The 14,154-nt window shown below is 47.4% G+C and carries 8 protein-coding genes, 1 tRNA gene and 4 pseudogenes; 6 read left to right on the forward strand and 7 right to left on the reverse strand.

The genetic code is table 11. The features are described 5' to 3' along the window. Positions 1-134: 134 nt before the first annotated feature. The 3 genes and pseudogenes from KQP84_RS03295 to KQP84_RS03305 all read left to right on the forward strand — a co-directional run. Complete coding sequence (locus tag KQP84_RS03295; protein ID WP_215845225.1) at positions 135-452, forward strand: TrfB-related DNA-binding protein; 318 nt, start codon at positions 135-137, stop codon at positions 450-452. Between the two features lie 562 nt (positions 453-1,014). Next, a complete protein-coding gene (gene umuD / locus KQP84_RS03300; protein WP_215845226.1) occupies positions 1,015-1,455 on the forward strand; it encodes a translesion error-prone DNA polymerase V autoproteolytic subunit in 441 nt (146 codons plus the stop codon). A 1-nt stretch (position 1,456) separates the two neighbouring features. After that, positions 1,457-1,558, forward strand: a pseudogene (locus KQP84_RS03305) (Y-family DNA polymerase); the annotation flags it as partial. A 311-nt stretch (positions 1,559-1,869) separates the two neighbouring features. Here KQP84_RS03305 and KQP84_RS03310 read toward each other — a convergent pair. After that, a complete protein-coding gene (locus KQP84_RS03310; protein WP_215845227.1) occupies positions 1,870-2,055 on the reverse strand; it encodes a con-10 family general stress protein in 186 nt (61 codons plus the stop codon). Between the two features lie 501 nt (positions 2,056-2,556). On the opposite strand from KQP84_RS03310, the gene KQP84_RS03315 reads away from it, so the two are divergent. After that, positions 2,557-2,632 (forward strand) — tRNA-OTHER (locus tag KQP84_RS03315). Between the two features lie 503 nt (positions 2,633-3,135). Here KQP84_RS03315 and KQP84_RS03320 read toward each other — a convergent pair. The 4 genes and pseudogenes from KQP84_RS03320 to yahO form a co-directional block, all read right to left on the reverse strand. Next, the gene (locus KQP84_RS03320; RefSeq protein ID WP_215845228.1) at positions 3,136-5,637 is read right to left on the reverse strand and encodes a glycogen/starch/alpha-glucan phosphorylase; all 2,502 of its coding nucleotides are present in this window, start codon (positions 5,635-5,637) and stop codon (positions 3,136-3,138) included. A 365-nt stretch (positions 5,638-6,002) separates the two neighbouring features. Further along, the gene (locus tag KQP84_RS03325) at positions 6,003-6,602 is read right to left on the reverse strand and encodes a MerR family transcriptional regulator (RefSeq protein WP_215845229.1); all 600 of its coding nucleotides are present in this window, start codon (positions 6,600-6,602) and stop codon (positions 6,003-6,005) included. A 576-nt stretch (positions 6,603-7,178) separates the two neighbouring features. Beyond that, a pseudogene (gene adhP / locus KQP84_RS03330) lies at positions 7,179-8,188 on the reverse strand (alcohol dehydrogenase AdhP). A gap of 803 nt (positions 8,189-8,991) precedes the next feature. Next, positions 8,992-9,252 (reverse strand): annotated as a pseudogene (gene yahO / locus KQP84_RS03335) (DUF1471 family periplasmic protein YahO); the annotation flags it as partial. Positions 9,253-9,709: 457 nt separating this feature from the next. Between yahO and KQP84_RS03340 the strand changes: the two are divergent. Together KQP84_RS03340 and KQP84_RS03345 are read left to right on the forward strand one after the other, a co-directional pair. Then, a complete protein-coding gene (locus tag KQP84_RS03340; RefSeq protein ID WP_309140136.1) occupies positions 9,710-10,360 on the forward strand; it encodes a DUF3313 domain-containing protein in 651 nt (216 codons plus the stop codon). 286 nt (positions 10,361-10,646) lie between these two features. Then, positions 10,647-11,311 (forward strand): annotated as a pseudogene (locus KQP84_RS03345) (MarC family NAAT transporter). Positions 11,312-11,666: 355 nt separating this feature from the next. Here the strand turns inward: KQP84_RS03345 and KQP84_RS03350 are convergent. Together KQP84_RS03350 and KQP84_RS03355 are read right to left on the reverse strand one after the other, a co-directional pair. Next, entirely contained in the window at positions 11,667-12,803 is a 1,137-nt protein-coding gene (locus tag KQP84_RS03350) for an HlyD family secretion protein (RefSeq protein WP_215845232.1), read from the reverse strand. Next, positions 12,791-13,123 carry a DUF3302 domain-containing protein gene (locus KQP84_RS03355; RefSeq protein WP_215845233.1) on the reverse strand — a complete coding sequence of 111 codons (333 nt, stop codon included), beginning with the start codon at positions 13,121-13,123 and terminating at the stop codon, positions 12,791-12,793. Before KQP84_RS03355 ends, KQP84_RS03350 begins: the two co-directional genes overlap by 13 nt. Between the last annotated feature and the right edge of the window lie 1,031 nt (positions 13,124-14,154).

Consider the following 14,154-nt stretch of genomic DNA (forward strand, 5'->3'; position numbering starts at 1 on the left):
CAAGTTTTGTACCGCTTCACGGTTTTCAGTTTTAAGCACACAATTTTAGGTTGCCTTCTTTCGTTTACTACTGTTGACTTAAGCAGAACGAGGATCTTAACCTTGTCCGCTTAAAAAACGACGGATTAATAAACATGGCGCATAAAAGAAAGATATCGCAGCAAGAATGGGATCGAATCCTGCCTGCTATGGAAACTTTTGCCGACATAACTACTCAGATGGCTTACTTAGTCTTGGTCAAAGATGAGAAGCAATCAGACGTGGCTACTCAGTTAGCTAGATCAAAGCAAAATGTAGGTAATGCAGTCAAAAGGGTTTGGAATTTATATACCGAACTTGAAAATGCAGAGGGTAAAAAATTATGTTTCGTAAGCGTATGGATACCTGAAGAAGCCGCTATTAAAGTGAAAAAAATAGCTGCCAAATTCCCTATCAACAAAATTTCTGTATAGAAAAAACAACCTGAATTTTGTTAGTTACAACAATCTAAGAATTTTGTAATTTTATTACCCTATCCCACTATCATTTTTTAAATCGGCTAAGTTAATTAAGGAAAAAATGCATCGGTAGAGCTCGATTTAAACGAGCCTGTATCCGTAGGCGTGCTTCTACGTTTTTCGCGTGAACAGACGGACTTCGTCGGACGACGCCACGCGTACCGGGATGTCCTCATTCAGACCGCTCCGGCCCGTCTGCCGGTCCAGTGAATAGTTCCGGTATCGATCAGGCCGTTGACTACCTGAACAGTGAAGCCGGAAAGGCACCTTATCCACATCTTCGCTGCACATCCGGCGCATAAAGCTGTTGATAATCTGCTGCAGGCCCTGCCAGCCGGAGCCTGCACTTGGGTGATTAATTTATGAGCTATCGCTTGGCTATAAACCTATATAAATCAATGGTCATCTTTTTTCTGTACGATTCCTGTGCGTGTGTGACCAGCCCTGTCTTGCGCAGCCCTGAAAGCCAGTTAATACTACTGTATATACATGCAGTACTTTGACAGGGATTTTTGCTATGTTTAACGCCTTTGAGTTGATGCAACCGGCGGACAATCCGCCGCCCAGCTTCAGGCCCCTTTTCCTTGAACGTGTGCCCTGCGGTTTTCCTTCTCCCTGCCAGGACTACGCTGAACAGGAGCTCGATCTTAATGAATATTTAATAGCCCACCGGGCAAGCACCTTCTTCCTGCGCGCGCAGGGCAACAGTATGCAGGACATCGGCCTTTACGATGGCGATTTGCTTATTGTTGATCGGTCCCTGAAACCGGAACACGGTGACATTGTTATCGCTGAGCTCTACGGCGAGTTTACGGTAAAGCGTCTTTTTCTTACCCCGAAGGGACCCGTACTGCAGCCAATGAATCCCGCCTACCCCATCATCATTCCGGACCCGGACACGATGGAAATCTTCGGCGTAGTGGCGCACTTCGTGCATACCCCACGCGGGAGAAACTGACATGTTCGGGCTGATTGACGTAAACAGCTTTTATGCCAGCGCCGAAAAGGTTTTCCGTCCTGATCTCAGAAATGCACCGGTGGTCATCCTCTCGAATAACGATCTGAGTGGTGAGAAACGTTAGTTAAATTGATGCTGTTTATGTCAGCAGCTCTGGAGTGTTGTTAGGTCTGCTATGAGCGAAGAGCGGACTTACTGACCCAGTATGAAGATGTTCTATCAACATTAAAATTTTACAAACTGCCATGCATTTTGAATTATGCGAAACAGGTCAGTACTTAAAGTGATTACCCATAATATACATATGCGCACCAGCCTGAAGGCGCACAATACCTGTAAATGTCCTCGTTTGAGCGTTTACGCCGTAGTTTCTCAGCCACGCATCAGGCTTTTTGCTGACGTTCCGATAGCTGCTTAGCTGGTTGTTACATCAGGATTATTTCTTCGACTAATCTTTCCTCCTTTCCGTCCCGCTTCGACAGCACGTTCAGGGTTATTTTTGAAGTTTCCACCGCTTTGCTTACCGCCTTTTCTTCCTGCTTCAGCGGCCCGCTGCGGATTTTCTGCAAAGTTTCCCGCTCCACCACGACGTGTGCTCATGTTCAGCCTCTTTGGAAAAAATAAAACTATTAAATCCCCTTAAATTTAGTGTTTATTTCTGAAAAACCATCATAAAGAAAAAATAAAGGCCTGAAACGAAGCGGCGAAAGCAGAAGGGCTGCAAAAAAGCCCGTAGATAATGAGTCAAAAAACTCTGTCTGTGCTCAATCTCAGGCAGAAGCAGGATTAGTATGTCAATCAACATATGCTGCTGAGGCATTAATATTCGCGTTACTCAAATTAATAGCGTTAACTACTGTCAGTTGTAATACATAAAGCCAAATGGTCAGATCAATGTGCCTGTTATTTTTTCACTGTCCCAGATACGGGTGTAAGAAGTTTATTTTTACTACCGTAAATAAAATACGGCAGATCCCGCACGGTGCTGTCTGTAGCAGGTGCGGAACCCGCCTTACGGCTGATTCCTGCCTGCCAAAGAAAATATCACCTTTCCGCTGGCTGAGTCGGTGACTCAGTCCTACGTACCTTTAGAGAGATTATACGGGCGTGGTATAACAGGTATTACATCAGCATTTATATATAGCTGAAGATGCGGGTTCAATTCCTGCTGCCCGTTTTCACTTGAGACATAACATTTTTAACATGCTCTCTTAAGCGTACTTAGTCTTTCCCGGGTTAACGTAAATCACTCTACGCCCTGGAAACCGCTCAGAATCGTGCAAATTAATCTGCGCTGTGGCATGGTTATGCACTGAAACCGGCTGGGTTTTCGGCATTAAATAAAAGATGGAAATTTTAAAAGGGAAGATTAGAAAGTATCAGTGAATTCCTCATAGATGTCCGCTTATGGCTCATAGCGGACTGTAAGCCAATTGCATAAGACAAGATTGTTTTTGCCCTCCGCTCCCTGATCCGAAATGCTGCTTCCGGCGGTCCGCCGGCGCTTACCGGCGCTGCCAGTCAGAGCATCAGGGTGGATCACTGCGGCAGCCGTGCATCCGCTGCTTTACGCTTGCGCCTGGCCAGTCCCCGGCCTCCTGGAATGAAAATCCGGAACGCCAGGGACCCGTTACTGGCTTATCGTCGTCATGAACATAATTCTTGATCCATACGCGCCCCTCAGAACTCAACTGGATCAATATTTACGGGGTCCGTTTGCCAGATATGCTTACAGTATTCCTGGATTGCACGGTCCGACGAGAACATACCTGACCGGGCGGTATTCATAACAGACATTCGCGTCCAGCGCTTTTCATTATGCCAGGCCTGATCCACCTGCTCCTGGCATGCCATATAGTCGGCAAAATCGGCGAGTACGAAAAACGGGTCGGAATTAAGCAGATTGTCGAGCAGACCGCGAAACACTTCTTTGTCGCCACGGGAGAAGCAGCCTTGAGCAATCTGATCGAGCGCGTCGCGTAAATCCTCACTGGACTCCACATACTGCGCAGGACGATATCCCTCATGTTTAAGCCCTTCCACCTGCTGCGCGGTCATGCCAAACAGAAAGAAATTATCTGCGCCCGCCTGCTCACGGAGCTCAACATTAGCACCATCGAGCGTGCCAATAGTCAGCGCGCCGTTCATCATGAATTTCATGTTGCCCGTGCCAGACGCCTCTTTGCCTGCCGTGGAGATCTGCTCGGACAGATCCGCCGCCGGATAGATGTAGTGGCCGTTTTTGACATTGAAGTCAGGATAGAAAATGACCTTAATGCGGTTATCGATGACCGGGTCGTTATTAACCACTTCCGCGATACCCGAAATCAGACGAATAATCAGCTTCGCCATGTGGTATCCCGGCGCGGCCTTGCCGCCAAAGATAAAGCAGCGCGGCGCAATATCTAGTGACGGATCGGCACGCAAGCGTCGATATAAGCTGATGATGTGCAGGGCGTTGAGATGCTGGCGCTTATATTCGTGGATACGTTTTACCTGGACATCAAACAACATGTCTGGCGGAATACTTATCCCCACCATTTTATGAATGCGCGCCGCCAGAGTCGTCTTGCTATCACGCCGGATCGCACGCCAGGTTTCCTGAAAGGCATCATCGTCGGCATGCGCGGCCAAAGCATTAAGGTGGGTCAAATCGCCTCTCCAGGCTGTCCCAAGCGTGTCATCAAGCAGGCGTGCAAGGCCCGGATTGCTCAGCATCATAAAGCGGCGCGGCGTAACCCCATTTGTCACGTTCAGAAAACGCTCAGGATACATATCAGCGAAATCATGCAGTACGGTCTCTCTGAGCAACGCAGAATGGAGCGCCGCTACGCCGTTCACGTGATGGCTGCCAGCGATTGCAAGATGGGCCATACGGACCTTTTTATCGCCGTACTCGTCGATTATTGACATGCGCGCCACGCGAGCCTCGTCACCGGGAAACGCGCGGCGAACATCGTCCAGAAAGCGTTTATTGATTTCGTAAATAATCTCCAGCAGCCGTGGCAGCATGTTCTGCATCAGGGGCAGGCTCCACGTCTCCAGCGCTTCAGGCAACAGCGTATGATTGGTATAAGCGAACGTGCGCTGTGTGATGGACCAGGCTTCCTCCCACGACAGCAAACGCTCGTCAATAAGAAGCCGCATAAGTTCAGCCACCGCGATTGAGGGATGCGTGTCGTTAAGCTGGGCAGCGAAACGATCCGCAAAACGCCCAACCGGTAAATTGCTGGCATCCATCAGGCGTAGCATGTCCTGCAAGGAGCATGAGACGAAGAAGTATTGCTGAGCGAGGCGCAGGCGTTTACCACTGTCCGGTTCGTCATTTGGATAGAGCACTTTTGAAAGGGTCTCAGAAACGACTTTTTCTTCTACCGCCTGATAATAGTCGCCCGCGTTGAAGTCCTCAAAATCGAAGGATTCCACCGCTTCACTCTTCCAGAGCCGCAACACGTTGCAGGTATTTACGCGATAACCCTGAACAGGCATATCGTACGCAACGCCTTTTACCTGTCTTGCCGGTATCCAGCGCACGCGCAGCCTACCCTGCTCATCGGTCAGCATCTGCGTGGAACCGCCGAAGCAGACATAGAAGCTGATTTCAGGCCGGCAAATTTCCCATGGGGTGCCCATTTTCAACCATTTATCAGTGCGTTCTACCTGCCAGCCGTCAACGATCTCCTGATCGAAAATGCCGAACTCGTAGCGGATTCCATAGCCTATCGCCGGGATTCGCACTGTCGCTAATGAGTCGAGATAGCATGCTGCTAACCTTCCCAGTCCGCCATTACCGAGGCCCGGTTCTTCCTCAATTTCAAGCAGCACATCAAGATCCTGGCCGAGCGTCTGCATGGCCTCACGCGCCTCATTTTCAAGATCCAGGCTTATTAAATTACAACCGAGTTGTGGGCCGATAAGAAACTCCGCTGAGAAGTAACAGGCCACTTTGACATGATGGAGCGCATAGTTTTGGACCGAGGCCATCCAGCGTGCAAGCATGCGGTCCCGGACTGTCCAGGCGAGAGCCATATACCAGTCTTGGGTTGTGGCAATATCAGGATAGCGGGCCTGTCGGCAGATAAGGTTTCTGACAACATCATGCTGAAACGCATTGATGCTTGCCTCATCTGATGCCGGTTTTTCGGAACGGGTGACGGCAGGTACAGGGATTTTATTATTCATATTTTGCCTCACACTGGCGCTGATGACAGAGCCATATGTGACCGATCCCATGTTTACAACTCAGTGATGCTACCAGAACTCGTAAAGGGCATGCCGGGAAAGAGGCGAAACAGCAAAATAGCGGGATTCACAAGGCTCAGGACCCTCAGCACGCTCTATTTCACAGGGTGTTGGTAGTGAACATGCAAATAATGGACATGTTATTTAACAGTATAGCCAGTCCCTATGATGCGCACAAATTCAGCGCGGGTTCGAGCCATCGCGGTTGATCTTCCCTGCTCTCTTCGCTGTACCCTGGGTTATTCAGATGACCTTTTCAGGCTACCGGCCAACCTCAGCTGGCCGGGACAGAACAACAGCCACTTTTAGTGATTCAGGCTGATATTCCGGTACGCGTTAACCGAGGCAAAAGCGTTGCGATTAACAGATGGCTGATGACAGAAGGTAAATGACTTATCACGCTTTATCAGTTTTATTATTTTCAGTAACGGTTTGATGTTCTCTGCGTGTTGCCGGGTTTTCAGCAACCGTTGCGTATGGTCGGAGAGACATTTTACACAGCGTACCCGTAAAATATTTTTCTCTTCCCGGCGCAGCCAGTCGGCCACCGGTATTAGCAAATACGTGACAACATCTTCAGGACGGTAGCTGGTGTAAAGCTGCCAGAGATAGCGGGCGCGCGTCTCATCGGTTCCTGAGACCAGCTGAAAAATAAACTCCTGTCTGCGACATTCCCAGCCGCTGTGTCTGTACTGCCAGGAATCGTTTAACAGAGTACGGATTTCGCTGAGCGTATCGCCTGATGAAGACAGGGCGCAGATGACCCTGATCTGGGCAACCTGTGATTCGCTGTACCCTTGCTGGGAAGGCGGAGTAATCAGTGATGCGAACTGCCAGCATTTGAGAGTAGCAGGCAGGATTTTGGTCATACGGCAAACGACAGTGGCTGAAGTAAACAAAGTCATAATCTCCGGCGTCTAATAATTGAACAGAGAATGACCTGCGGCGATCACCAGAGAATTGATGTAAATCAATAATTGTTACATACCTTAATTTACCTCGAAGTGATTAAGAATATTCCTGGTGGCCGTGAGGTTAAACGACAGGAAACTGTTGTTGCTGTACTGATGAACATAGTGGTTTGCTGCACAGGCCAGCGGTTAGGCAGGCAATAAAAGCGGTTTACTGGCATTAACAAAAGGAATTGATCGTGGTTATGGATGGATGGCGTATTTGCCTGTGCTCTTGCTCCGGGAAGCGATCAGATCTCACTATCCTGGCAACAAAAAACAGTCGACCAGAGGTCGTCTGAGCCGCAGAACCATGCGCCCACTGAACAACCTGTTGATCTACCGTATTGCATCGATATCTGCCGGGCGAACTTTAGATGCTGCTGTTTTGTGGACACCGAACACGCCGTTCTGGAGTGTAGTAAATGCGCGTTCTTCGTTTCATGGCAACGTCCTCCTCATATAAGGATAGCGCTTCATCGACCCGTTGAACTCACAGCACAAAGCAGGCATGTGCACCGGGCAAAGCCGTCATGAGCGAAAATCAATGACCATCCTGCCGGTTATTTTGCCGCTAAGCATTTCTTCAAATATTAAATTTATATCCTCGACAGGCCGTTTTGTTACTCTGGGCACGACCTTACCCTCCGACGCAAACTGGAAGGCTTCAGCTAAATCCTGACGTGTTCCGACCAGTGAGCCCACTACCTCAATACCATCCAGTACCAGACGCGGGATATTGAGGTCCATAGATTCCGAAGGCAGACCGACCGCCACCACGCGTCCTCCGGCACGCACTGCGTCTACGGCAGAATTGAACGCTGATTTCGATACGGCTGTCACGACTGCTGCATGGGCGCCCCCGGTTTTTCCTGAATAACTTTGGCAGCATTCTCAGTGAGGGCATTAACGGTCAGATCGGCACCTGTTTCAGCTGCAAATGCCAGTTGAGCATCATTGATATCTATGGCAATGACTCTGGCATTGAATACGTTTTTTGCATACTGCAGCGCAAGATTACCGAGCCCTCCCATGCCATAAATCGCAATCCATTTACCGGGGCGGATACCGGAGGTTTTTACCGCTTTATAGGTGGTGACGCCGGCACAGGTTATGCTGCTTGCGGCGGCTGGATCAAGCCCCTCAGGTACTTTTACCGCATAGTCGGCAGCCACGATACATTGCTCGGCCATGCCGCCATCCACGCTGTAACCGGAGTTTTTTACCTGTCGGCAGAGTGTTTCATTGCCACTGTTACAGTATTCGCAGTGGCCGCACCCCTGATAAAACCAGGCCACGCTGGCCCGATCGCCAGGTTTTAAAGAAGTAACGTTGGGTGCCACTTCCTGCACTATGCCAATACCTTCATGGCCCAGCGTGACGCCTGTTTTATCACCAAAGTCTCCATTTTTTACATGCAAATCAGTATGACAGACACCGCAACATTCCATCTGCAGCAAAGCTTCGCCGGGCCGTAAAGGTCTGAGGGGTTTATCAATAATATCTATCTGGTGATCATGAGTTACAACTGCGGCTTTCATAAGAACTCCTTCATCAAAGTGGGTGACCTTCTAAAAAGGAAGTTATAAGCACATTCAGTTCCCCGCTTCAGAAGGTAGATACAAAAAGCGTTTACTGCTGTCTTACTGTACTGCGTTCTTATCGTCATACTTATGACATGTGTGAGATTATGTGATGGCTGATATTGCTGTTAAAAACCGCCCGGGATCGTGCTGCTTTATTTCTGTAACAACACCGGCTCCGGCCTGCAAGGCCTCCCGGAGCTCAGGACTCTGTACGTAAGACTTACCCGTACGCTGGAAAGATAAAGTGGACCGTCACTGAGTGCTGGCCCGAGACGCCCGGCTTCTGTCAGCACCGCACGGAGCATCTTTTCAAAAGCCTCAGGTCTGTAATGAGTGCGTAAGTGGCTAATATGCTTTTCAGTAAACCCGGAGTGTATATAGGCGCGTAAGGCTGAGATGCGCATGAGCGATGCTCACCGTCTCATTTCTGATTCTGTAAGCATAAAACCTTCGGTGACCTGTCTGCTCAGCAGTCAATTTATATGTCCAGAAAAGTGCCAGATATTATCATGGCAGATATTTGTTGCTCAGTTGCAGCTGTTGCAGATTCCGGCTTATCCCGTTGAACAGCAATAACAAACATGCTTGTTGTATCCGGCTCCCCGCAGGACCGAAGCTCCGCCGGACCGAAAAAAGATGCGTTCCGGGCCTTGCGGATGAAGTCTGAGGATGAACAACTGGCCTCCTTATGCAGCCGCGTTTCGTTCAGTAGTGCTGGCACTGATATCAAACCTACTTTTTTTATATACATCCTTACTTTTTTTATATACATCTGCAGTAGCATGCATTTTGTTTTTTGTGTTGCCGGATGTCAGGACATAAATATTTCCGCCTTTCGCATCGGCCAGTTCAGAGAGCTCAGCCTTTGCATCGGCTGCACTGGTCTCTCCTGATGTAGAGATGCTGCCAACTTTTTCATATTGATTCCGCACCTTATCAAAATCATTTTGCGGCATCATTTCTGCTGCAAATGAACTAAAGGTAAGAGTGCATGCAACTATGGCGTAAAGTATTTTCATTCGGGACTTCTCCTGCATGGTTATGGCCGGTTATACATCACTGTAAACATCTAACCCACAGAGGGGATTTTTATTGTGATTTATATTTATATTATTTTTTGTGATGAAGCTCTTCTTTACTACGCAGAGAAAGGTGTGCTTACATTCGTACAGATATAACCCAGTCGCTATGCACAATAAAGAGAAATCAGTGAAAATAAATAATATTTTTATGGTGTTATATTATCTTTAACGATAAAGAATGGTTGGTTTTATGCCTTTTTATATTCATTTCAGGCAATCTGTCTCACGTAACCTGAAAATTAAAAAACTGAAGCGGTAATTCTTACGGTTATGCTTCGATGAAAAAGACATTTTTAAAGTGATTGGTTGAAAATTCGTTTTATAATTTATAATGAGTTTGTGTGGCATCACGTCACCAATCATGCCCTGGGGGTAAAATGATTATCTCAGAAAAATTTTATTTAAAGCTGGGCGTAATTTTGCTTTTTTTACGCTTGCTGGCTGTTCTTCCAAAGTCGCAGAAACTGAGCAGTATTCAGGTTTTATGAGTGATTACTCTGACTTACAAACTGTAGAAACTTCATCTGGACATCAAGTACTTCGGTGGGTATCTCCCGACTTTCGCCTGAGCAATTATAAAGATATTTATTTATCACCCGTCGTGTATTTTCCTTCTCCTGTACCTGACAGCCGGGTTAGTGCGGCTACGCTTGAGCAAATCCGGTTGTATACGGAGCAGCGTCTCAAAAGCGCAGTAAGCTCACATAAGCAGCTGAGTAGCAGGCCACATGAGGGCGGCCTTATGCTCAGAACCGCTATAACAGCTGTCTCAGCTGAAAACAAAGATATTCAGTTCTATGAAGTTCTGCCCGTTACGGCTGTCATAGCAGGGACAATGACAGTGACCGGAAAACGCTCTCAAAATACATTTTTGTTTATCGAAGCCGTATTGACAGATGTATCGACTAACAAGCCTGTTATCAAAGTTGTCAGAAAAGCCTATGGCAGCAAAGTATCAAACAGTGAGTCACAGATAACGCAGAATGATATAAAAAGTGCCATTGATATTATGGTTGCTGATATCGTGGATTTTCCGGGAAAATAAAGCCGCAGAGGACAATCAGCCTTGCGACGGCTCCTGGGCAGAAATTATCGCAGCCTTTCCTGAAGTAAGATGTCTTATAGCTGAAGTTTATTCTGGTTATAAGATTAATATTACGGACGTAACAGAGCCAGATCGTGGTTTGAAATGATTCTGGCTGTGGCCTGTTACGCCCTGATAAAAACGCTAAAAACAGACGGCCTGCTTTTCATTCACCCCGTGTTGACAGACGTTTTTATTAATAAGCGCACCGGGTCAGTTTCTGTTATCTGAATACAGGACAATAAAAATGTTCGACCTGATAAAAGCGATTGGGCTGGGACTGATAGTCATTCTGCCGCTCGCTAATCCTCTGACTACGGTGGCATTGTTTCTAGGACTGAGTGGTCAGATGAATCGCACTGAACGTAACCGCGTAGCTATGATGACGTCTGTTTACGTCTTTATCATATTGATGGTTGCCTGGTATGCCGGGCAAATAGTGATGAATACTTTTGGTATTTCAATTCCTGGCCTGCGTGTCGCGGGGGGACTGATTGTTGCTTTTATCGGATTTCGTATGCTGTTTCCTGTCTCCAAAGAAGAACAGTTAACACAAGTGCTCATTAACACTAATGAACAGAAACCCGGGCATGGCACCAGTATTGCTTTTGTACCGCTTGCCATGCCCAGCACCGCCGGACCCGGTACTATTGCCATGTTGGTCAGCTCTGCGTCTACGCTACGGCATGGAAATGAATTTCCGGCCTGGGTGATCATAGTGGCCCCCCGCTTATCTTTCTGGTAGTGGCTGTCATTGCCTGGGTCAGTCTTCGTAGTACGGATAGCATCATGCGGCTAATAGGAAAAGGCGGTATTGATGCCATTTCCCGCCTGATGGGTTTTCTCCTGGTCTGCATGGGCGTGCAGTTTGTTATTAATGGTGTACTTGAAATTGTTTTTCTTTACCCGTAAACAGGCGTAACGCAGGAGCGCAGAACCCAAACGCCTGCGTTTATATACAGGAAGTTCGTAAAGAAAACTTTTAGATAGGTTTGCAGCAAGTGATTTCCATTGTTGAATTCTGTCGATAATCCCGGTGCGGACGTTTCACAGATCCCTAATGCAGACAGGTTGAGGGCGGGAAATAGTTTACGAATGCGCTACCGGTACATGTCTCCGTTTTCTTTTCTCAGCCACCGGAGAGCTCGGAAGTCTGTTACAAAGAGCCCTCTGTTCACGACCTCACGTTGAACACAAAGCCGGAAAGACAATACAGGCAGACATGGTTTCCGGCATCCCGTCATGCAAGGGCGTACAGCCTCTCCTGTTAATGGTCCAGGTACAGGTAATGTAACCAGCTGGTCATTCGCAGAAGAACCTTGCGCATGACAGAAACGTGTGCAAAGTGGTCTGAGTAAACTGCTACCTGTGCAAATATACCGTCTGGTAAAGCATCAACTTCACTGTCCGGATCCAGTTCGATAATTGCCAGCACGCCATCAGAACCGGAAACGACGCTCAGTGACTGCAGGGTTCCCTGTGCCTGATAGGCTCCGCCCGGGACCACAGGCAGAATTCTGGTTAACCTGCCGGAAAATATCCGACCCGGCAAAGCATTAAAAACGACTTCTGCCTCATCACCCGCCTTGAGACGCAGCAGAGAGTTCTGACGGAACTGGGCAATTATCTGCCGTTTTTGCTCAGGAATAAATATCATGACTGGCCGCAGGGGCAGCGCTGCCGCGTAGGAGCCCGGGCGGATAAGGACCTGGGTAACGTAGCCGTTGCTTGGAGCGCGGACAACTGTTTGTTCAAGATTGTACAAGGCTTCAGAGAGCTGCGCCCTGAGACTGACAACCTGGGACTGCTCCCCGTTTACTACGCTGTCTAACTGGCTTTTTATCTGTGCCTGTTCAGCCACAGAACTCTTGACCAGAGCATCCTGAGCCAAAAAGTCTTGTCGTGCATTATCAATGTCTCTTTCGGAGAAGGGATTTACCTTGGCTTGACTTCCCATAAGATAACGCTGGTACTCCTTGAAGAGACGATCCCGCTCTGCTGAAACGTGAGACGTATTGGCAATGGCTTCATCCATCTGCCCTTTCAGAACATGCACATTATGTATGGCCGTCATTAAATCAGCCTGGATTCTTTCCACCCGAGCCTGATAGCGCGTTCTTTCCAGCCGGAAAAGTATTTCTCCTTTTTTTATGCGGATATCTTGTTTTTGGGTGACATCGCTGACAACGCCTGTTACCTGAGGTGTAACAGGAATGGCTATTACAGCCTTTTGCGCCAGGGAAGTGTAGGGATGGTTATAGTTCATCAGCAAAATCAGGGCACCAATAAGGAAAACTCCGCCCAGCGCTGCGGTTGGCACCGTCCATTTATTTACCGGAATCCTGAATATTTTAAATACGGCCCAGGCAAACGCGACATAAGTAAGAATAATCAGTAAATCCATAGCGTTGTTACTCCCGGGGCGCGGACTAATGTTGTTAAGTTTTTTTCCAGCTCCACTATGCGCAGCTCCAGTGACGCATTCTGTTTTTGCATTCCCCATCCTCGTTCCGGCCGGTAAAGAGTGGCCCATATCCACAAGAATGGCCATATCACATGGAGAGTAAACAAACTTACCCAGCCAGCCACATGAATAGCATCAGCATGCGGATGATTACGGGATTTTGCGATAAGGTAAGGAATGTCATGAAGGATAATAATCCCATAGAAAATAATGAGAAAAACGAATATAAGCACGCCCAGCGCAAAGTAGTTAAGAAACATACACGCCTCGTATTAATGACGACCTGATGCTAAGTGTAGGCGTTAAGCCTGTTGCAGGTGTAATAACTACCATTGAATCTTTTGAATCAGTGTTTATTTCCAAAATAATTTCAGCAAAATAAATAATCCTTTTTGGTGAATTATTCTTTGAAACGCACCTGCTTAATTACCAACAAGCATTAAAGAAGTCTTATGGGTAAAAAGACCCGATGAGCATGTTAATGCAACCTTAAATAACCCAGCAATGGTTACTTATTTTTACGTTCTCTTTTTCATTGTTCACACTGCAATCTGCTGACTGAAAGCATTAAGCAATCAGGCTAACAAGTTAAAAAGCTTTCTTTGTCACATCCTGTCAATGTTATTTTTCGCCAATTTATTCAAAAAGTTACAGGATAAATATCACCATCAGATTAAAATAAAGCCCGGGCGGACGCCAGCATAAATAAGTTGCTACAGGACAAGATTTTTTCAGTTAATAAATCTTAATTTTTGATAGCGTATTTATTAATACAATATTTTTCTACTTCTATTCCATTTTTTATATTCTGACTTTCTGCTCCTTTATGAGCACACCGTAATGTGAGTAACGTCTTCCTCGTTACAGGATAGCGTTGCATCGACCGGTTGAACTCACAGCACAAAGCGGACATTCAGTCCGATTGAGCCTGCCTGCTTGAGGCGATCGAGTCTGGCGAGCAGTGCGCAGCCAGCCCTGAATGCCGCTGAGAGTGACACAGATTTAAACTGCACAGCGCGCTCGGCGTAGCCGGTTACAGGCATATACATCGCTGCCGAACCATACCTTCCTCTGAACGGCTTAAACTAACTCCCAGTAAAGATTCAGCTACGGTAAACCCTTTTAACTACGGTGAACGGGCTTTACGGCGCTTGCGACGTAAAGCCCCGGCGTCTGCAGCTTACTGCTAACGGCAGGGGCAATATAACTCCCGGCGACAGCCATAGCATTTAACACGCTAGCCGCTAACTTAAGTAAGCCACCGATACAAAACACATAGTAAAAGTTAGTA

Source organism: Candidatus Pantoea bituminis (assembly GCF_018842675.1).
Classification (GTDB): Bacteria; Pseudomonadota; Gammaproteobacteria; order Enterobacterales; family Enterobacteriaceae; genus Pantoea; species Pantoea phytostimulans.